Annotated in this window: 18 protein-coding genes; 2 read left to right on the top strand and 16 right to left on the bottom strand. The window is 60.7% G+C overall.

The window, feature by feature from the left end:
- Window positions 1–41: 41 nt before the first annotated feature.
- The 8 genes from AO356_RS13195 to AO356_RS13160 form a co-directional block, all read right to left on the bottom strand.
- Complete coding sequence (locus AO356_RS13195; protein WP_060740161.1) at window positions 42–929, bottom strand: ABC transporter permease subunit; 888 nt, start codon at window positions 927–929, stop codon at window positions 42–44.
- A complete protein-coding gene (locus AO356_RS13190; RefSeq protein WP_060740160.1) occupies window positions 926–1,846 on the bottom strand; it encodes an ABC transporter permease subunit in 921 nt (306 codons plus the stop codon). The genes AO356_RS13195 and AO356_RS13190 overlap by 4 nt, the downstream gene beginning before the upstream one ends.
- Window positions 1,843–2,985, bottom strand: coding sequence for an ABC transporter ATP-binding protein (locus AO356_RS13185; RefSeq protein ID WP_060740159.1), 1,143 nt, complete (start codon window positions 2,983–2,985; stop codon window positions 1,843–1,845). Before AO356_RS13185 ends, AO356_RS13190 begins: the two co-directional genes overlap by 4 nt.
- Before the next feature lie 59 nt (window positions 2,986–3,044).
- A complete protein-coding gene (locus tag AO356_RS13180) occupies window positions 3,045–4,142 on the bottom strand; it encodes a polyamine ABC transporter substrate-binding protein (protein WP_060740158.1) in 1,098 nt (365 codons plus the stop codon).
- 184 nt (window positions 4,143–4,326) lie between these two features.
- Window positions 4,327–5,424 carry a polyamine ABC transporter substrate-binding protein gene (locus AO356_RS13175; RefSeq protein WP_060740157.1) on the bottom strand — a complete coding sequence of 366 codons (1,098 nt, stop codon included), beginning with the start codon at window positions 5,422–5,424 and terminating at the stop codon, window positions 4,327–4,329.
- Window positions 5,425–5,605: 181 nt separating this feature from the next.
- Entirely contained in the window at window positions 5,606–6,970 is a 1,365-nt protein-coding gene (locus AO356_RS13170; protein ID WP_060740156.1) for an aspartate aminotransferase family protein, read from the bottom strand.
- Between the two features lie 58 nt (window positions 6,971–7,028).
- Window positions 7,029–8,387, bottom strand: coding sequence for a glutamine synthetase family protein (locus tag AO356_RS13165; protein WP_060740155.1), 1,359 nt, complete (start codon window positions 8,385–8,387; stop codon window positions 7,029–7,031).
- A 40-nt stretch (window positions 8,388–8,427) separates the two neighbouring features.
- Window positions 8,428–9,204, bottom strand: a complete 777-nt coding sequence (locus tag AO356_RS13160; protein ID WP_060740154.1) for a gamma-glutamyl-gamma-aminobutyrate hydrolase family protein — start codon at window positions 9,202–9,204, stop codon at window positions 8,428–8,430.
- 278 nt (window positions 9,205–9,482) lie between these two features.
- Between AO356_RS13160 and AO356_RS13155 the strand changes: the two genes are divergently transcribed.
- Both AO356_RS13155 and AO356_RS13150 read left to right on the top strand, forming a co-directional pair.
- Window positions 9,483–10,859, top strand: a complete 1,377-nt coding sequence (locus AO356_RS13155; RefSeq protein ID WP_025216023.1) for a glutamine synthetase family protein — start codon at window positions 9,483–9,485, stop codon at window positions 10,857–10,859.
- 305 nt (window positions 10,860–11,164) lie between these two features.
- Entirely contained in the window at window positions 11,165–11,803 is a 639-nt protein-coding gene (locus tag AO356_RS13150; RefSeq protein ID WP_060740153.1) for a TetR/AcrR family transcriptional regulator, read from the top strand.
- 208 nt (window positions 11,804–12,011) lie between these two features.
- On the opposite strand, the gene AO356_RS13145 is transcribed toward AO356_RS13150, so the two are convergent.
- The 8 genes from AO356_RS13145 to AO356_RS13110 form a co-directional block, all read right to left on the bottom strand.
- Complete coding sequence (locus AO356_RS13145) at window positions 12,012–12,227, bottom strand: TOBE domain-containing protein (RefSeq protein WP_003177394.1); 216 nt, start codon at window positions 12,225–12,227, stop codon at window positions 12,012–12,014.
- A 25-nt stretch (window positions 12,228–12,252) separates the two neighbouring features.
- A complete protein-coding gene (gene ssuB / locus AO356_RS13140) occupies window positions 12,253–13,059 on the bottom strand; it encodes an aliphatic sulfonates ABC transporter ATP-binding protein (RefSeq protein ID WP_060740152.1) in 807 nt (268 codons plus the stop codon).
- The gene (ssuC, locus tag AO356_RS13135; protein WP_060740151.1) at window positions 13,056–13,838 is read right to left on the bottom strand and encodes an aliphatic sulfonate ABC transporter permease SsuC; all 783 of its coding nucleotides are present in this window, start codon (window positions 13,836–13,838) and stop codon (window positions 13,056–13,058) included. Before ssuC ends, ssuB begins: the two co-directional genes overlap by 4 nt.
- 7 nt (window positions 13,839–13,845) lie before the next feature.
- Window positions 13,846–14,994 carry an FMNH2-dependent alkanesulfonate monooxygenase gene (gene ssuD, locus AO356_RS13130; protein WP_060740150.1) on the bottom strand — a complete coding sequence of 383 codons (1,149 nt, stop codon included), beginning with the start codon at window positions 14,992–14,994 and terminating at the stop codon, window positions 13,846–13,848.
- Between the two features lie 25 nt (window positions 14,995–15,019).
- Entirely contained in the window at window positions 15,020–15,985 is a 966-nt protein-coding gene (locus tag AO356_RS13125) for a sulfonate ABC transporter substrate-binding protein (RefSeq protein ID WP_060740149.1), read from the bottom strand.
- Between the two features lie 90 nt (window positions 15,986–16,075).
- Window positions 16,076–16,669, bottom strand: a complete 594-nt coding sequence (gene ssuE / locus AO356_RS13120) for an NADPH-dependent FMN reductase (protein ID WP_060740148.1) — start codon at window positions 16,667–16,669, stop codon at window positions 16,076–16,078.
- A 314-nt stretch (window positions 16,670–16,983) separates the two neighbouring features.
- Window positions 16,984–17,622: a peroxiredoxin gene (locus tag AO356_RS13115; protein WP_024617266.1), complete on the bottom strand. Its 639-nt coding sequence runs from the start codon at window positions 17,620–17,622 to the stop codon at window positions 16,984–16,986.
- A 290-nt stretch (window positions 17,623–17,912) separates the two neighbouring features.
- Complete coding sequence (locus tag AO356_RS13110; RefSeq protein ID WP_060740147.1) at window positions 17,913–19,235, bottom strand: OprD family porin; 1,323 nt, start codon at window positions 19,233–19,235, stop codon at window positions 17,913–17,915.
- Between the last annotated feature and the right edge of the window lie 13 nt (window positions 19,236–19,248).

Raw genomic sequence — 19,248 nt, 5'->3', positions numbered from 1 at the left:
ATCGCGAGCAAGCTCGCTCCCACAGGTAGAGCTGCGTCGGGTTAGACCGGTGCGGTCTCGGCCCGGCGGACTTCCGGTTGTTTCCAGGAGTCGGCAGCGCTTTCTTCGATGGCTTGCTGGATCGCGCGCTTGCGGTTCTCTTCGGCGCGGCGGCTGAAGTACCAGACCAGGAAGGTCACCAGCGACACCGCCAGCAGGATCAGGCTCGCCACGGCGTTGATTTCCGGTTTTACCCCCAGGCGCACGGCCGAGAAGACTTCCATTGGCAAGGTGGTCGAGCCGGGGCCGGAGACGAAGCTCGCCAGCACCAGGTCATCCAGGGACAACGCGAACGACATCATGCCCCCCGCCGCCAGTGACGGCGCGATCATCGGGATGGTGATCAAAAAGAATACCTTCCACGGCCGGGCACCCAGGTCCATGGCCGCCTCTTCGATGGACAGGTCCAGCTCACGCAAACGTGCCGAGACCACCACCGCCACATAGGCCGCGCAGAACGTGGTGTGGGCGATCCAGATCGTGACGATGCCACGCTCCTGGGGCCAGCCAATCATCTGCGCCATGGCGACGAACAGCAGCAACAGCGACAGACCGGTGATGACTTCCGGCATCACCAGCGGCGCGGTGACCAGGCCGCCGAACAGCGTGCGGCCCTTGAAGTGGGTGATGCGGGTCAACACGAAGGCCGCCAGCGTCCCCAGGGCCACCGCGGCAATCGCCGTGTAGCAGGCGATTTCCAGCGAGCGCACCACCGAGCCCATCAACTGACTGTTGTCCAGCAGGCCGACGTACCACTTGATCGACCAGCCACCCCACACCGTCACCAGTTTCGAGGCGTTGAACGAATAGATCACCAGGATCAGCATCGGTGCGTAGATGAACAGCAAACCCAGCACCAGCATCAGGCTTGAAAAACTGAAGCGCTTCATTCCTTGCCCTCCATTTCTTTGGCCTGACTGCGGTTGAACAGGATGATGGGCACGATCAGGATTGCCAGCATCACCACCGCCAGGGCGGATGCCACCGGCCAGTCTCGGTTATTGAAGAATTCCTGCCACAGCACTTTGCCGATCATCAGGGTTTCCGGGCCGCCCAGCAGTTCCGGGATGACGAACTCGCCCACCACGGGGATGAACACCAGCATGCAGCCGGCGACGATGCCGTTCTTGGACAGCGGCACGGTGATTTTCCAGAAGCTGTTGAAGGTGCTCGACCCCAGGTCCGACGCGGCTTCCAACAGGCTGGCGTCATGTTTCACCAGGTTGGCGTACAACGGCAGGATCATGAACGGCAGATAGGAGTAGACGACCCCGATATACACCGCCAGGTTGGTGTTGAGGATCTGCAGCGGTTCGCTGATCCAACCCATGCTCAGCAAAAAGCCGTTGAGCAAGCCGTTGTTGCTGAGGATGCCCATCCACGCGTAGACGCGGATCAGGATCGCGGTCCAGGTCGGCATCATGATCAGCAGCACCAGCACCGTCTGCATCTCTTTGCGGGCATTGGCGATGCCATAGGCCATCGGGTAGCCGATCAGCAGGCACAAGAGCGTGCTGATCAGGGCCATTTTCAGCGAACCAAGGTAGGCGGCGATGTACAACTCGTCCTCGCTCAGCATCGCGTAGTTGGCGAGGTTGAGCAGCACCTGCAGCTTCTGGTCGACGTAGCTGTAGATCTCGGTGTACGGCGGGATGGCCACGTCGGCTTCGGCAAAGCTGATCTTCAGGACGATGAAGAACGGCAGCATGAAGAACAGGAACAGCCAGATGAAGGGCACCCCGATGACCAGTTGGCGGCCACCGGGCGTTATTCGATCGAGTCGGCGTTTGAGTTTGCGCATGTTCATGAGCGAAGCACCACGCCGCTGTCGTCTTCCCACCAGACGAACACCTGGTCGCCCCAGGTCGGGCGCTGGCCACGGCGTTCGGCGTTGGCGACGAAGGACTGCACCAGCTTGCCGCTCGGCAGCTCGACGTAGAACACCGAGTGGCCGCCCAGGTAGGCGATGTCATGGACCTTGCCGCTGGACCAGTTGTGCTCGCAGGTCGGCGGCTCGGAAGTGACCAGCAGCTTTTCCGGGCGAATGGCGTAGGTCACCGACTTGTCCTGCACCGAGGTGCTGATGCCGTGGCCGACGTAGATATTGCGGTCCAGGTCCTTGCAGGTCAGCACCGCGTGGCCTTCGGCGTCGTCCACCACTTCGGTCTCGAAGATGTTGACGTTGCCGATGAACTCGCAGACCAGCCGGCTGGTCGGGGTCTCGTAGATGTCGATCGGGCTGCCGATCTGGGCGATCCAGCCCAGGTGCATGATCGCGATACGTTCGGCCATGGTCATGGCCTCTTCCTGATCGTGGGTCACCATGACGCAGGTCACGCCAACCCGCTCGATGATTTCCACCAGCTCCAGTTGCATCTGCGAGCGCAGTTTCTTATCCAGCGCGCCCATCGGCTCGTCGAGCAGCAACAGCTTCGGGCGCTTGGCCAGGGAACGGGCCAGGGCCACACGCTGGCGCTGGCCGCCGGAGAGCTGGTGCGGCTTGCGCTTGGCGTATTGGCTCATCTGCACCAGCTTGAGCATCTCCGCCACGCGGGCATCGATCTCGGCCTTCGGGATCTTGTCCTGTTGCAGACCGAAGGCGATGTTCTGCGCCACGGTCATGTGCGGGAACAGGGCGTAGGACTGGAACATCATGTTGATCGGCCGCTCATAGGGCGGCATGTCGGTGATGTCCACACCGTCGAGGAAAATCCGCCCCTCGGTGGGCCGCTCGAAACCGGCCAGCATGCGCAGCAAGGTGGATTTGCCCGATCCCGAACCGCCGAGCAAGGCGAAGATCTCGCCTTTCTTGATTTCCAGGGACACGTCGTCCACGGCAATCGTCTCGTCGAACTTCTTCGTGACCCGGTCGATTTTGACCAGCACCTGCTTGGGTGTCTGGTCGCCCTCGAGGGCTTTCTTATAGGCGCCGGAGGCAACTGCCATTTACGAAACTCCCACAGAATTTGCAGTTCGCCCCACGCGGACGAACAAGAGTGTTGAGGTTATTTACCCGACTTGACCTTGGTCCAGCTGCGGGTCATGAGTCGTTGGATCTTGGGCGGCAACTCGGAGTTGACGTAGAGCTTGTCGACGACCGCTTGCGGTGGATAAACCGCTTCATCGGTGCGTACTTTCTGGTCCATCAGCTCGCCAGCCTTCGGGTTCGGGTTGGCATAACCGACAACGTCACTGACCTGGGCGATGACCTCAGGCTTGAGCACATAGTTGATGAAGGCATGCGCTTGCTTGACGTTGGTGGCGTCACGCGGGATCGCCAGCATGTCGAACCAGAGATTGCCGCCTTCCTTGGGAATCACATAGGCGATGTTGACGCCCTTGCCGGCCTCGCTGGCACGAGCCCGGGCCTGGAAGATGTCGCCGGAGAAACCGGCCGCCACGCAGATCTCGCCATTGGCCAGGTCGGAGATGTATTTGGAGGAATTGAAATAAGTCACGTAAGGCCGGATCTTGAGCAGCTGCGCCTCGGCCTTCTTGTAGTCTTCGGGGTCTTCGCTGTTGGGGTTCAGGCCCAGGTAATTGAGCATCGCCGGGATCATTTCGTCGCCCGAGTCGAGGAACGAAACACCGCAGCTGGACAGCTTCTTGATGTTTTCCGGTTCGAACAGCATCGCCCACGAATCGATCTTCTCGACGCCCAGGACCGCCTTGATCTTCTCGACGTTATAGCCGATGCCGTTGGTGCCCCAGAGGTAAGGCACGGCGTACTGGTTGCCCGGGTCGTTCTTTTCCAGGCGCTTGAGCAGCACAGGGTCGAGGTTGGCGTAGTTGGGCAACTGCGCCTTGTCGAGCTTCTGGAACGCCCCGGCCTTGATCTGCTTGCCCAGGAAGTGGTTGGACGGCACGACCACGTCGTAACCGGTACGTCCGGCCAGCAACTTGCCTTCCAGGGTTTCGTTGGAGTCGAACACGTCATACACCGGCTTGATGCCAGTGGCTTTTTCGAAATCCGCCAGGGTGGTCTCGCCAATGTAGTCCGACCAATTATAAATATGCACGGTGGAAGCGGCCTGGACACTGACGGCGAGCGTCAGGCCGGCGCCGACCAGCAAGGCGTTGCGTAACAAAGAAAAGACTGGCACGTGGAGGTCCTCTTAAATAGTTGGGCCCAAGTTGCCCCCGTTACTTGGCCACGATGGACCCTGCAACAAAACCGGCGCGCAACTTACCCTCGATAAACCGATCCAGCAAAACTTTTAGTTATTGAGTTGCTCCTGTTGCCGCCGCAGCGATGCCAGCGACAACAGGAGGATGCTTCAGACCGGCTTATTTACCGGATTTGATCTTGGTCCAGCTGCGGGTCAGGATCCGCTGGGTCGCTGGCGGCAGATCGCTGATGGCGTACAGCTTGGCCTTCACTTCGTCCGATGGGTAAATGCTCGGGTCACCGGAGATTTCCTTGTCCACCAACGCGGTGGCGGCCTTGTTGCCGTTAGGGAAACGCACGTTGTCGGTGATCTGCGCCATGATTTCCGGCTGCATGATGAAATTCATCCATTTATAAGCGGCCTCGACATTTTCGGCATCCTTGGGAATGGCGACCATGTCGTAGAACGAACCGGCACCTTCCTTGGGAATGGTGTAGGCCACTTTCACTTTGCCGCCAGCCTCGGCAGCACGGCTCTTGGATTGCTCGATATCACCCGAGTAGCCCACGGCGACGCAGATGTTGCCGTTGGCCAGGTCGGAAATGTATTTGGAAGAGTGGAAGTAACCGATCGATGGACGCAACTTGAGGAACAGTGCTTCAGCCTCGGCCAGTTGCTTCTTGTCCTGGCTGTCGGTCGGGTAGCCAAGGTAATGCAGGGCCACCGGAATCATTTCGGTTGGCGAATCGAGGAAGCTCACGCCGCAGCTCTTGAGCTTGGCGATGTTCTCGGGCTTGAGCAGGGTGTCCCAGGAATCGATCTTGTCGACGCCCAATGCGGCCTTGACCTTCTCGGGGTTGTAACCGATGCCGATGGTGCCCCACATGTAAGGGAAGGCGTGTTTGTTGCCCTGGTCGCTGGCATCGCCGACAGCCTTGAGCAGGTCGGTGTCCAGGTTCTTCCAGTTCGGCAGCTTGGACTTGTCCAGCTCCTGGTAGACCCCGGCCTTGATCTGCTTGGCCAGGAAGTTGTTCGACGGCACCACGATGTCATAACCGGACTTGCCGGCCAGCAACTTGGCTTCCAGGGTTTCGTTGCTGTCGAACACGTCGTAGACGACTTTGATCCCCGTTTCTTTCTCGAACTTGGCGACGGTGTCCGGCGCAATGTAGTCGGACCAGTTGTAGACATGCAGCACTTTGTCGTCCGCCTGGACGGCGCCCGCCATCACGCCCATCAGGGACATGGCGAGGAGGGTCTTGCCAGCTATCTTCATACCTAATGCCTTCATGGATTGATGCTCCAGTTATTCTTTTTAGCCACGTTCAGTAGCCGGCTCGCGGGCAACTTGAACAGGCGGTAGTCTGGCAAGTTACAGGGCAGGCTTTCAACACAGGCCCAGCCTTTTGTTCACGCTGGGCGAGGCCCTTGCAGGCACCTCGCTCAGAGCCTAGCACTTAGCCCTGCAACGCACTGAGCGTCAGGTCCAGGCAATGCCGCGCCTTGGTCACCAATTCATCGATCTCGGCCTTGCTGATCACCAGCGGCGGCGCAATGATCATGGTGTCGCCCACCGCGCGCATGATCAGCCCGTTATCGAAGCAGAACTGCCGGCAGATCATGCCCACGCCCTTGCCTTCGTAGCGTTTGCGCGTGGCCTTGTCCTGGACCAGTTCGATCGCCCCCAGCAAACCGACCCCGCGTACTTCACCCACCAGCGGATGATCGTTCAGTTCCCGCAAACGCTTCTGCAAATAGGGTGCCGTTTCGCTGTGGACACGCTCGATGATCTTCTCGTCGCGCAGGATGCGGATGTTTTCCAGGGCCACCGCCGCGGCCACCGGGTGACCGGAGTAGGTAAACCCGTGGTTGAAGTCACCGCCTTCGTTGAGCACCGCGACCACGTCGTCGCGCACGATCAGCCCACCCATGGGGATATAGCCGGAGGTCAGGCCCTTGGCGATGGTCATCATGTGCGGTTTCAACCCGTAATGGTCGGTACCGAACCACTCACCGGTGCGGCCGAAGCCACAGATCACTTCGTCGGCCACGAACAGAATGTCGTACTTGGCGAGGATTTCCTTCATGCGCGGCCAGTAGCTGTCCGGCGGCACGATCACGCCACCGGCGCCCTGGATCGGCTCGGCGATGAAGGCCCCGACGTTGTCCACGCCGATCTCCAGGATCTTTTCTTCCAACTGGTTGGCCGCCCACACGCCGAACTCTTCGGGGCTCATGTCGCCGCCTTCACCGAACCAGTAAGGCTGGGCGATGTGGACAATGCCCGGGATCGGCAGGTCGCCCTGCTCGTGCATATAGGTCATGCCGCCCAGGCTCGCGCCCGCGACGGTCGAACCGTGATAACCGTTCTTGCGGCTGATGATGACTTTCTTGTTCGGCTGGCCCTTGATCGCCCAATAGTGGCGGACCATGCGCAGCATGGTGTCGTTGCCCTCGGAGCCGGAGCCGGTGAAGAACACGTGGTTCATGCCTTCAGGGGCGATGTCGGCGATGGCTTTGGACAATTCCAGCACCGGCGGGTGGGCCGTCTGGAAGAACAGGTTGTAGTACGGCAGTTCACGCATCTGCTGGCTGGCGGCGTCGGCCAGTTCCTCACGGCCATAACCGACGGCCACACACCAGAGGCCGGCCATGCCGTCGAGGATCTTGTTGCCTTCACTGTCCCAGAGGTAGACGCCCTTGGCGTGGGTGATGATGCGCGGGCCTTTCTCTTTGAGCTGCTTGAAATCGCTGAACGGCGCCAAGTGATGATCGTTGCTCAGGGCCTGCCATTCACGGGTTTGCGGGTTATTGCGGGTCATGCGAATTCTCCTGTTATCGGTGGGGGCGAAGCTGCCTGAAGCAGCCTCGCCCGGCGCTTCAGACGGCAAAGAGCAGGAATTCCCGCTCCCACGAACTGATGACGCGCTTGAAGTTTTCATGCTCGGCCCGCTTGACCGCGACGTAGCCTGTGATGAATTTCTTGCCCAGGTACTTCTCGATGGTGGTGCTGTTTTCCATGCGTTCCAGGGCGTCTTCGATGGTCAGCGGCAAACGCAGGTTGCGGCGCTCGTAGCCACGGCCCACCACCGGCGCGCTCGGGTCGATGCCTTCGACCATGCCGATGAAGCCACACAGCAGGCTGGCGGCAATCGCCAGGTACGGGTTGGCGTCGGCGCCCGGCAAACGGTTTTCCACCCGACGGTTCTGCGGCCCGGCATCCGGCACGCGCAGGCCCACGGTGCGGTTCTCTTCGCCCCACTCCACGTTCACCGGTGCCGAGGTGTCCGGCAGGAAGCGGCGGAACGAGTTGACGTTGGGAGCGAACAGCGGCAACAGCTCGGGGATGAACTTCTGCAAGCCACCGATGTGGTGCAGGAACAGATCGCTCATGGTCCCGTCTTCATTGGAGAAGACGTTCTTGCCGGTTTCCTTGTCGATAATGCTCTGGTGCAGGTGCATCGCACTGCCCGGCTCGCCGGTCATGGGCTTGGCCATGAAGGTGGCGGCCACGTCGTGCTTGAGTGCCGCCTCGCGCATGGTGCGCTTGAACACCAGGATCTGGTCGGCCAGGGAAAGGGCATCGCCGTGACGGAAATTGATTTCCATCTGCGCCGTGCCGTCCTCGTGGATCAGGGTATCAAGGTCCAGCTCCTGCAGTTCGCACCAGTCGTAGACGTCTTCGAACAGCGGATCGAATTCGTTGGCCGCTTCGATCGAGAAAGACTGGCGACCGGTTTCCGGGCGGCCGGAGCGGCCAATGGGCGGTTGCAGCGGAAAGTCCGGGTCGTCGCTGCGCTTGGTCAGGTAGAACTCCATTTCCGGCGCCACGATAGGCTGCCAACCTTTGTCGGCATAGAGCTTGAGCACTTTCTTGAGCACGTTGCGCGGCGACAGCTCGATGGGGTTGCCCTGCTTGTCGTAGGCGTCGTGGATGACCTGGGCGGTGGGCTCGATGGCCCAGGGCACAAGGAACACGGCGTTCTCGTCCGGGCGGCAGATCATGTCGATGTCAGCCGGGTCGAGCAGTTCGTAATAGATGTCGTCTTCGACATAGTCGCCCGTAACGGTCTGGAGCAGAACGCTCTCGGGCAGGCGCATGCCTTTCTCGGCGATGAACTTGTTGGTCGGCGAGATCTTGCCCCGGGTGATACCGGTCAGGTCGCCAATCATGCATTCGACTTCTGTGATCTTGTGGTCTTTCAACCAATCGGTGAGCTGGTCGAGGTTGTTACTCATAAATGCCTCTAGGCGTGAGTTTCCTGACTGCTATTAGTTGTCAGGCGTTGTTTGACGCATCTGCGTCGCGTTGTGTTGCCCTTGCTCGGCAGGCATCGCCAAATGCCTGGAAAATCGCAAGGTAGTGCGGGTTAGAGCTTACCTCCCATTCAGGGTGCCATTGCACACCTAAAGCAAAAGCCTTGCCTTCTGGCACCGAAACAGCCTCGATCAGGCCATCGGGCGCCACCGCTTCGGCCCGCAGCCCAGGCGCCAGGCGCTCGATGCCCTGGCTATGGATCGAGTTGACCTCAATCGACTGGGGCAGCCCCAGGCCTGCCAGTATGCCGCCAGGCTGGATGTCCACGGCGTGGGCAGGACCATATTGGACCTCCACCGCTTGAGTATCGTCTTCACGATGATCGATGAACGTTCCGACTTCATGAACTTTCTGATGCAGGCTGCCGCCAAAGGCTACGTTCATCTCCTGGAAACCACGACAAATGCCCAGCACCGGGACGCCCGCCTCGACAGCGGCGCGGATCAGCGGCAGGGTGGTGGCGTCCCGTGCAGGATCATGGGCAGTGCCCGGCGCGCTGGCTGGGCCCTGATAATGAAAAGGTTCTACATTGGAAGGAGAGCCGGTCAGAAGAATGCCGTCCAGGGCGTCCAGAATATCGGACGGTGGGAACAGATCCGCCAGGGACGGGACCAGCACTGGCAAGCCCTTGGCGGCTGTCGCGACAGCCCGGGCATATTTATCGCCGCTGGTGTGATAAGCATGCAGACCCATCTGCCTGGAGCAGGTGGTGACGCCGATTAACGGCAGGCGAGACATGAAGCACCCCGGTATTATTGCTGTTATGGGTTTGAATCGAGCTTAGCCTTGTTCATTTTTTTACACAACACCCCCGTAAAAAATACAACACGGCCCGCTCAAGCCTGCGGGCGCCAAGGCCCCTAAAGGGAAAAAAACGCCCTAAATTGCCTCAAAAAAGCCCTGCAGGTGCTTTTTTAGGGCAAAAAAGGCCCTGCTTGACTTCGGCATGCCGTTCGGGTTGACTGGCTTTCGAAGAGATCAATGATTGATATTTTTAACAACAAAGGTGTTGCATCATGTCGGTACCCCCGCGTGCCGTTCAGCTTAACGAAGCGAACGCGTTCCTTAAGGAACATCCTGAGGTTCTGTACGTTGACCTTCTGATTGCGGATATGAATGGTGTGGTGCGCGGCAAGCGCATAGAACGCACCAGCCTCCACAAGGTTTACGAGAAAGGCATCAACCTGCCGGCCTCTTTATTTGCCCTGGATATCAATGGCTCTACGGTGGAAAGCACCGGCCTGGGCCTGGACATCGGTGATGCTGACCGAATCTGTTATCCAATCCCTGACACCCTGTGCAACGAGCCTTGGCAGAAGCGCCCGACTGCGCAACTGTTGATGACCATGCACGAACTCGAAGGCGAACCTTTCTTCGCCGATCCCCGTGAAGTCCTGCGCCAAGTCGTGACCAAGTTCGATGAACTGGGCCTGACCATCTGCGCCGCATTCGAGCTGGAGTTCTACCTGATCGACCAGGAGAACGTGAATGGACGCCCACAACCGCCTCGCTCGCCGATTTCCGGCAAACGCCCGCATTCGACACAGGTCTACCTGATCGATGACCTCGACGAATACGTCGATTGCCTCCAGGACATTCTGGAAGGGGCCAAGGAGCAAGGCATTCCCGCCGACGCCATCGTCAAGGAAAGTGCCCCGGCGCAGTTCGAAGTGAACCTGCACCACGTGGCCGATCCGATCAAGGCTTGCGACTATGCGGTCCTGCTCAAGCGCCTGATCAAGAACATCGCCTACGACCATGAAATGGACACCACCTTCATGGCCAAGCCGTATCCGGGCCAGGCGGGCAATGGGTTGCACGTCCACATTTCGATTCTGGATAAAGACGGCAAGAATATCTTTGCCAGCGAGGATCCCGAGCAGAACGCCGCACTGCGTCACGCGATCGGCGGTGTGCTCGAGACCCTGCCCGCGCAGATGGCTTTCCTCTGCCCGAACGTCAACTCCTACCGTCGTTTCGGCGCACAGTTCTACGTGCCGAACTCGCCGACCTGGGGCCTGGACAACCGCACCGTGGCCTTGCGCGTGCCGACCGGCTCGGCCGATGCCGTGCGCCTGGAACACCGCGTCGCCGGCGCCGATGCCAACCCCTACCTGCTGATGGCGGCCGTGTTGGCGGGCGTGCACCATGGCCTGGTCAACAAGATCGAGCCCGGTGCGCCGGTGGAAGGCAACAGCTACGAGCAAAACGAGCAAAGCCTGCCGAACAACTTGCGCGATGCCCTGCGCGAGCTCGACGACAGTGAAGTCATGGCCAAGTACATCGATCCGAAATACATCGATATCTTCGTGGCCTGCAAGGAGAGCGAGCTGGAGGAGTTCGAACACTCCATCTCCGACCTCGAGTACAACTGGTACCTGCATACCGTGTAAGCGGTTGCGGTAAAAAAAGAAACGCCGCAGGCCTTCGGGGCTGCGGCGTTTTTTTGTATTTGGGGGGATGGCCGCCTTCGGCGGATCGCGAGCCAGCTCAGCTCCCACAGGGGATTTGCGGTGCTGACTTGAAATCACCACAAACCCAATGTGGGAGCAAGCTCAGCTCCAACCGGGGCTTTGTGATCGTTTGGTCTGATTCACTGAGTATTGCTCTGTGGGAGCAAGGCTTGCCCGCGATGAGGGCCGGGAGACAACACCGGACCCGACTCGTACAATGCCCGGCAGCCCCGCAGGAGAGCTTCATGACACGCATCGCCACACCCCGCAAACCCCGCGCACGCAGCCAGGCCCGGATCGACACCATTCTCGATGCCGCCCGTACGCTGCTTGCCGCCGAAGGCGTGGCCAGCCTGTCGATCTACAGCGTCGCCGAGCGCGCCGGGATCCCGCCCTCTTCCGTGTACCACTTCTTCGCCAGCGTCCCGGCCCTGCTCGAAGCCCTGACCGCCGACGTCCACGCCGCTTTTCGCGCTGGCCTGCAGGCACCGATCGATCATGCGGCGCTGAACCATTGGCACGACCTGTCACGGCTGGTGGAGCAGCGCATGCTCGCCATCTACAACCAGGACGCCGCCGCGCGCCAGTTGATCCTGGCCCAGCACGGCCTGACCGAAGTCACCCAGGCCGACCGCCAACACGACCTCGAGCTGAGTGACTTGATGCACAAGGTGTTCGACCACCATTTCGCCCTGCCGCCCCTGCCCGGCGACGTCGATGTGTTCGCCCTGGCCATGGAGCTGGGCGATCGCGTCTACGCCCGCTCGATACAGCAGCACGGCCAGATCACCCCGCGCATGGCCGAAGAAGGCATGCGGGTGTTCGATGCGTACCTGGGGCTGTACCTGCCGCCGTATTTGCCCAAGCGTGAAATCATCCGGTGATGACAGCCACTGTCAGTTGACCCGTGGGAGCAAAGCTTGCTCGCGATAGCGGTGGTCCAGCCGATACGGTTTTCAACGGTCATGCCCAATCGCGAGCAAGCTTTGCTCCCACAGATTTCTGCGCCGCTTGGTCCTTGACTGACCGGCAATACGCTATAGAAAAGCCCCGAAGGGCTCACGCCGTCCGGGGCTGTGGGTGAAGCATCGTTCACAACTTGGCGATAGACACCTCGGTGGATTTGACGAAGGCGATCACTTCGCTGCCGATCGCCAGTTCCAGCTCCTTGACCGAACGGGTGGTGATGACCGACGTGACGATGCCGGAAGCAGTCTGCACGTCGATTTCCGACAGTACGTCGCCTTCGACGATTTCCTTGATGGTGCCTTTGAACTGGTTGCGTACGTTGATGGCTTTGATAGTCATGGTGTCGATTCCTGTCTGGATGAAGTTATTGCGCCCAACGCAATTGCGTGGGCAAGGGTGAAACGGGTTCGGGATCCGGCGGTTGGCCGGGCAAGGACAGCACACGGTTGAGGACTTCGGTTTCCAGGCTCGCCAGGCGATGAGAGCCGCGAGCCCGTGGACGCGGCAGGTCGATGGCCAGGTCGAGGCCGATCTGGCCGTCCTCGATCAGGATCACCCGATCGGCAATCGCCACCGCTTCGCTGACGTCGTGGGTCACCAGCAACACCGTGAAGCCGTGCTGCCGCCAGAGGTTTTCGATCAGTTGCTGCATCTCGATACGGGTCAGGGCGTCCAGCGCTCCCAAGGGTTCGTCGAGCAGCAACAGCCGGGGCTTATGAATCAATGCGCGGGCCAGGGCCACCCGTTGCTTCTGGCCGCCGGACAGCGCCGCCGGCCACTCATGGGCGCGGTCGGCCAGGCCCACCGCTTCCAGTGCCTGCAACGCTTGCGGGCGCCAATTGCCCTTGAGACCGAGGCCGACGTTATCGATGATTTTTTTCCAGGGCAGCAAACGTGCCTCCTGGAACATCAGCCGCGTGTCTTCCCGTGCATCGCTCAACGACGCCGAACCGGCCAGCAGCTGTCCACCGGTGGGCTGATCGAGGCCAGCCAACAAGCGCAGCAAGGTACTTTTGCCACAGCCACTGCGACCGACCACGGCCACGAACTGCCCGGCCGGGATATGCAGGTCGATGTCGCGCAAGACCTGGCGCGTGCCGAAGGTTTTTTGCAGCTTGCGCACCGCCAGCGGGATGCCACGCAGCAGATGCGGAGGTTGTTGGGCGGTCATGCCACACCTCCCTTGTTCACTTGGTACGCCGGGTGCCAGCGCAGCCAGACCCGCTCAAGCCCGCGAGCGGCCAGGTCGGCCAATTTGCCCAGCACGGCGTACAGGAGAATCGCCAGCACCACCACATCGGTCTGCAGGAACTCCCGGGCATTCATCGCCAGGTAACCGATGCCGGAGCTGGCCGAGATGGTTTCCGCCACGATCAGCGTCAGCCACATGAAACCCAGGGCAAAGCGCACGCCCACCAGGATCGAAGGCAAGGCCCCCGGCAGGATCACCTGGCGAAACAGGCTGAAGCCGGACAAGCCGTAGCTGCGGGACATCTCCACCAGCGCCGGGTCGACGTTGCGAATCCCGTGGTAGGTGTTGAGGTAGATGGGAAACAACGTGCCCAGGGCCACCAGGAAAATCTTCGCCGACTCGTCGATGCCGAACCACAGGATCACCAGCGGAATCAGCGCCAGGTGCGGGACGTTCCTGACCATTTGCACGGAGCTGTCCAGCAGGCGTTCGCCCCATTTCGACAACCCGGTGATGAAGCCCAGGGTCAGGCCGATGCCCCCGCCGATCAGGAAACCGACTGCTGCGCGCCAACCGCTGATCGCCAGGTGTGTCCAGATTTCGCCGCTGCGCACCAGGTTGACCCCGGCTTCGATCACCGCCACCGGTGCCGGGAGGATCCGCGTGGACAACCAGCCAGCCGATACCGACAGTTGCCAGACCGCCAGCAACAGCAGCGGCACCGCCCAGGGCGCGAGGTTGTGGATGATTTTCTTCATGGCCGCCTCAGCTCTGGGACGCAGCTTTGGGCAGGATGTCGTTGGCGACCATTTCACCGAACGGACTCACATAGCCCTGGCTTTTCGGCAGCTCAGGGCGCTCCACGTCCAGGTGCGGGAACAACAGTTCCGCCACGCGATAGGACTCTTCCAGGTGTGGATAACCGGAGAAGATAAAGGTGTCGATGCCCAGGTCAGCGTACTCCTTGACCCGCGCCGCCACGGTCGGGCCATCGCCCACCAGCGCCGTACCGGCACCGCCGCGTACCAGGCCGACACCGGCCCAGAGGTTGGGGCTGACTTCCAGCTTGTCGCGACGGCCACCGTGCAGGGCGGCCATGCGTTGCTGGCCCACCGAATCGAAGCGCGCCAGGGAGGCCTGGGCACGGGCGATAGTGTCGTCGTCCAGGTGGGAGATCAGCCGGTCGGCCGCCTGCCAGGCTTCGGCGTTGGTTTCCCGCACGATCACATGCAGGCGAATACCGAAGCGCACGGTACGGCCCAGTTTCGCTGCCTTGGCCCGTACCTGGGCGATTTTTTCCGCCACGGCCGCGGGCGGCTCGCCCCAGGTCAGCACCATTTCCACTTGCTCGGCGGCGAGGTCCTGGGCGGCTTCCGACGAGCCGCCGAAATACAGCGGCGGACGCGGTTGCTGGATCGGCGGATAGAGCAGCTTGGCGCCCTTCACACTGATGTGCTCGCCGTCGTAGTCCACGGTCTCGCCTTCCAGTACCCGACGCCAGATGCGGGTGAACTCCACTGAGGCCTGGTAGCGTTGCTCGTGGTCGAGGAACAGGCCATCGCCGGCCAGTTCGTCCGGGTCACCGCCGGTCACCAGGTTGAACAACGCCCGCCCGCCGGACAACCGGTCGAGGGTCGCGGCCTGACGCGCCGCCACCGTCGGGGAAATGATCCCGGGGCGCAGGGCCACGAGGAATTTCAGGCGCTGGGTCACGGGAATCAACGAAGCGGCCACCAACCAGGAGTCCTCGCAGGAACGCCCGGTGGGGATCAGCACCCCGCCGAAGCCCAGTCGATCCGCCGCCTGGGCGACCTGCTGCAGGTAACCGTGATCGACGGCGCGGGCGCCTTCGGCAGTGCCAAGGTAATGGCCGTCGCCGTGGGTAGGCAGGAACCAGAAAATATTGAGGCTCATGGAGTGGTCTCCTAAAGGAATCGAATTACTGCGCGTTCGCGACGGCCGCCGGCGGCGTCCAGATCACGTCCTTGATGCTCAAGGGCTTGGGAATCAATTTGAGCTGGTAGAAGCTGTCGGCGATTTTCTGTTGTGCCGCCACCACTTCCGGCGTGAGGAACAGCGCCCCGTAGCCTTGGCGTTTCACCGACGTCAGGGTGATGTCCGCCGGCAGGCCCAGCAGCGGCGAGACCTGCTTGGTCACGTCTTCAGGGTTGGCCTTGGACCACTCGCCGACTGCGCGCACTTCCTCCACCAGGGTCGTGATGACCTGCGGGTGCTTCTGCGCATAGGGTTTGGTGGCGAGGTAGAACTGGTGGTTATCGACGATGCCTTTGCCGTCACGCAGGGTGCGTGCCTGCAACTGTTGCTCGGCGGCAGCCTGGTACGGGTCCCAGATCACCCAGGCGTCCACGCTGCCCCGTTCGAACGCGGCACGGGCGTCGGCCGGCGGCAGGAACACGGTCTGGATATCGGAATACTTGAGGCCGGCGTCTTCCAGCGCCCGCACCAGCAGGTAGTGGACGTTGGAGCCTTTGTTCAGCGCGACTTTCTTGCCCTTCAGGTCTTGCACCGACTGGATGGCCGACCCCTTGGGCACGAGGATGGCTTCGCTGGTGGGTGCCGGTGGTTCGTAGGCGACATAGAGCAAATCGGCGCCCGCGGCCTGGGCAAACACCGGCGGGGTTTCACCGGTCACGCCAAAGTCGATGGAACCGACGTTCAAGCCTTCCAGCAGCTGCGGGCCGCCGGGGAACTCGGTCCATTGCACGTCCACGCCTTGGGCGGCGAGGCGCTTCTCCAACGACCCCTTGGCCTTGAGCAGCACCAGCGTGCCGTATTTCTGATAACCGATCCGCAAGGTCTCGGCTTGAGCTTGAGCGATGACGCCGAGGGACACAGCCGCAGCAAACAGAGCGACCAGCCCGCGACGCAAAATGACAGTGCGCATGGCGCCTCTCCTTTCTGCTGTGGGGTTTTGGCTGCACCTGCTGGGCCGTTGGCGGCTGAGTAAGGTGAGTTGAATCAGGGTGTTCGGGCTTCAAATGCTCCAGCGAGCACTCAGCAAACGTTCGTTCAATACATTGGGGTCCAGCGGCCTGGGCCGACGGGCCATGGCACTGAAAAACTGTTCCAGCGCCTCATTCAGGCGCTGTTGCAGGGCCGGCGTCAATTGCGCCTGGGCGCTGCCCTCGCCGTAAGCGATCTGGCTGTCTTCGGCAAAGATCCCGTGGAGCATTTCCTGGGCCTTGAGCGCCGACAACACCGGCTTGAGGGCGTAGTCCACCGCCAGCATGTGGGCGATGCTGCCGCCGGTTGCCATCGGCAACACCACTTTATGGGCCAGGGCGCGCTCAGGCAGCAGGTCCAACACAGTCTTCAGTGCGCCGGAAAAAGACGCCTTGTACACCGGCGTGGCGATCAACAGGCCATCAGCGTTTTCGATCTGCTGGAGCAGGTCGACCACCTTCGGGCTGTCGAAACGGGCATGGAGCAGATCTTCGGCCGGGAAGTCGCGTACCTGATAACTCACCACTTCCACACCTTGCTGCTGCAACCAGCGTTGCGAACGTTCCAGCAGCACCCCTGAGCGGGAGCGTTGGCTGGGACTGCCACCGAGTGAGACGACCAACATGCCTACCCTTCCTTAACTGTCACGTGCGATTCGCGGCGGGCGATCTCGCTGCATGGGTCAAACCATAACAGGGGATTCATATATCTTTAAATCATATTTATTCATTTGGTTATGCAATCTAGATATATTAAATATCCTTTCCCTGGCGCAATAAAAAAAGGCCGTCGAAACGGCCAAAACCCTTGGTGCACAGAAAGACCAACCTGTGGGAGCGAGCTTGCTCGCGATAGCGGTGGATCAGCCGACATTGACGCTGGCAGATCCGACGTCATCGCGAGCAAGCTCGCTCCCACAGGTTCGGATCAGGTGTTGCGTCAGCGATTGGGTTGCGGGGTGAGGCGCAGGTAAGGCTTCACGGCGCGGTAACCCTTGGGAAAGCGCTGCTTGAGTTCCTCTTCATCCTTGAGCGACGGCACGATCACCACTTCATCACCGTCCTGCCAGTTGGCCGGGGTGGCGACTTTGTAGTTGTCGGTCAGCTGCAGGGAATCGATCACCCGCAGGATCTCGTTGAAATTGCGCCCGGTGCTGGCCGGATAGGTGATGGTCAGGCGAATCTTCTTGTTCGGGTCGATCACAAACAGTGAGCGCACGGTCAAGGTGTCGCTGGCATTGGGGTGGATCAGGTCGTACAGGTCCGACACCTTGCGGTCGGCATCGGCCAGGATCGGAAAATTGACCACGGCGTTCTGAGTCTCGTTGATGTCCTCGATCCACTTATGGTGCGAGTCCACCGGGTCCACCGAAAGGGCAATGGCCTTGACCCCGCGCTGGGCGAACTCGTCCTTGAGCTTGGCGGTGAGGCCCAACTCAGTGGTGCATACCGGTGTGAAGTCCGCCGGGTGGGAAAACAGCACACCCCAACTGTCGCCGAGCCATTCGTGGAAGCGAATCTTGCCGGCGCTGGAATCCTGCTCGAAGTCGGGGGCGATGTCGCCAAGTCTGAGGCTCATGGTGCGGCTCCTGGATGAGGTTGTCGTGAGCCCAACTTTGCACCGGTTTCGATTGATTTAAAAAGAATAAATATCAATTTATCTAGATCATTAGTGAATATAAAAAACTGTTCACTGGCGCCATTACGCCTACCGGCCCAAGATCGTCATCGAGGTTCGAGAAGGCCTCGAGTTGCTGAAAGAGGAGAAGTTTCGAGGAAGGCTACAGGGGTGGGCCCGACTCGAAAAACGTAAAGCCCCGCCCGGCGTGATGCCGGGCGGGGCTTTTTTTCGTCAGGTGAGCGCGTTGCTTACAGCAGCGGGATCGAGTAGCTGACGATCAGGCGGTTTTCATCCTGGTCGCGCTGACCTGGGATGTCGTTGCGCCAGGTAGCATTTTTCCACATCACGCCAACGTTCTTCAGCGCACCTTCCGGTACGACGTAGCCAACAGTGATGTCACGTTCCCACTCGGTCTTGTCACCGGTGGCGTGGTCGATGTTGTCGCCGCGCAGGTAGATGACGCCAGCGGTCAAGCCAGGAACGCCGAGCTTGGCGAAGTCGTACGAGTAGCGACCCTGCCAGGTACGTTCACCGGCACGGGCGAACTTGGCGATTTGCATGTCGGTGGTCAGGTAAGCCGACGAACCGTCGCCCTGGTTCAGCCAAGGGAAATCGCTGTCGCCGTTGCTCGCCTGGTAACCACCACCAAAGGTGTGACCGGCAACGGTGTACAGGAACAGGCCGCTGTACAGGTTGTTGTCGACCTTGCCCTTGGTGACGCTGCCGCCATAGTAGCCAGTGGTGTAGTAGGTGGAGTCATGACCATTGGCGCCGTCGCTGCGGCTGTTGAAATAACGCAGGTCGGACTTCAGTACACCCGGGCCGATGGCCCAGTTGTGGATCAGGCCCAGGAAGTGTTGCTTGTAGAAGTCTTCCAGGTTGCCGTAGTAGTACTGGGCAGTCAGGTCCTTGGTGATTTTGTAGTCACCGCCACCGTAGATGAACTTGTTGCTGTCGCGACCGCTGGCGGTACGACCGTTCGCACCGGCAATGGACAACTCCTCGTTGTTGCTGGAGTTACGACCCTTGGCGTGCTCGATCTGGCCGCCGACGAGCGTCAGGTCCTTGATCTCGTTCGAGGTGATCTGGCCACCTTGGAAGGTTTGCGGCAGCAGACGACCATCGTTGGTCACGATGACCGGCAGTTTTGGCTGCAGGGTGCCCAGCTTCAGCTCGGTCTGGGAGATCTTCGCCTTGGCGGTCAGGCCCAGGCTGGAGAAGTTATCCACCGCTTCGCCGTTGGACTTGCTCGGGAAGACCGTGCCGCCGTAGCTGTTATTGGAGGCACCGTTGGTACCGCCGCCCGAATCCAGCCTGATACCCAGCAGGCCGATGGCATCGATACCGAAGCCGACGGTGCCTTGGGTGTAGCCGGAAATGAAGCGCAGGTCGAAACCTTGGCCCCATTCTTCAGACTTGTTCGTTGTAGCAGCCGAATCACGGTTATCCGTGTTGATGTAGAAGTTACGCAGACCCAAGGTAGCCTTGCTGTCTTCAATAAAACCGGCGGCGCCTGCCTGCTGCGCCAAAACCCCAACGGCCACAGCCAGGGCCAAGGTGGACTTGTTCATGCTTCGCTCCTCT

It is taken from the genome of Pseudomonas fluorescens (assembly GCF_001307275.1).
Taxonomy (GTDB): domain Bacteria; phylum Pseudomonadota; class Gammaproteobacteria; order Pseudomonadales; family Pseudomonadaceae; genus Aquipseudomonas; species Aquipseudomonas fluorescens_AA.
This window is presented reverse-complemented; position numbering and strand designations above follow the sequence as displayed.

Coding starts and splice junctions, on each gene's coding strand:
- AO356_RS13195 (WP_060740161.1), bottom strand. CDS start 929: ATGAAGCGCTTCAGTTTTTCAAGCCTGATGCTGGTGCTGGGTTTGCTG.
- AO356_RS13190 (WP_060740160.1), bottom strand. CDS start 1,846: ATGAACATGCGCAAACTCAAACGCCGACTCGATCGAATAACGCCCGGT.
- AO356_RS13185 (WP_060740159.1), bottom strand. CDS start 2,985: ATGGCAGTTGCCTCCGGCGCCTATAAGAAAGCCCTCGAGGGCGACCAG.
- AO356_RS13175 (WP_060740157.1), bottom strand. CDS start 5,424: ATGAAGATAGCTGGCAAGACCCTCCTCGCCATGTCCCTGATGGGCGTG.
- AO356_RS13170 (WP_060740156.1), bottom strand. CDS start 6,970: ATGACCCGCAATAACCCGCAAACCCGTGAATGGCAGGCCCTGAGCAAC.
- AO356_RS13165 (WP_060740155.1), bottom strand. CDS start 8,387: ATGAGTAACAACCTCGACCAGCTCACCGATTGGTTGAAAGACCACAAG.
- AO356_RS13160 (WP_060740154.1), bottom strand. CDS start 9,204: ATGTCTCGCCTGCCGTTAATCGGCGTCACCACCTGCTCCAGGCAGATG.
- AO356_RS13155 (WP_025216023.1), top strand. CDS start 9,483: ATGTCGGTACCCCCGCGTGCCGTTCAGCTTAACGAAGCGAACGCGTTC.
- AO356_RS13150 (WP_060740153.1), top strand. CDS start 11,165: ATGACACGCATCGCCACACCCCGCAAACCCCGCGCACGCAGCCAGGCC.
- AO356_RS13145 (WP_003177394.1), bottom strand. CDS start 12,227: ATGACTATCAAAGCCATCAACGTACGCAACCAGTTCAAAGGCACCATC.
- ssuB (WP_060740152.1), bottom strand. CDS start 13,059: ATGACCGCCCAACAACCTCCGCATCTGCTGCGTGGCATCCCGCTGGCG.
- ssuC (WP_060740151.1), bottom strand. CDS start 13,838: ATGAAGAAAATCATCCACAACCTCGCGCCCTGGGCGGTGCCGCTGCTG.
- ssuD (WP_060740150.1), bottom strand. CDS start 14,994: ATGAGCCTCAATATTTTCTGGTTCCTGCCTACCCACGGCGACGGCCAT.
- AO356_RS13125 (WP_060740149.1), bottom strand. CDS start 15,985: ATGCGCACTGTCATTTTGCGTCGCGGGCTGGTCGCTCTGTTTGCTGCG.
- ssuE (WP_060740148.1), bottom strand. CDS start 16,669: ATGTTGGTCGTCTCACTCGGTGGCAGTCCCAGCCAACGCTCCCGCTCA.
- AO356_RS13115 (WP_024617266.1), bottom strand. CDS start 17,622: ATGAGCCTCAGACTTGGCGACATCGCCCCCGACTTCGAGCAGGATTCC.
- AO356_RS13110 (WP_060740147.1), bottom strand. CDS start 19,235: ATGAACAAGTCCACCTTGGCCCTGGCTGTGGCCGTTGGGGTTTTGGCG.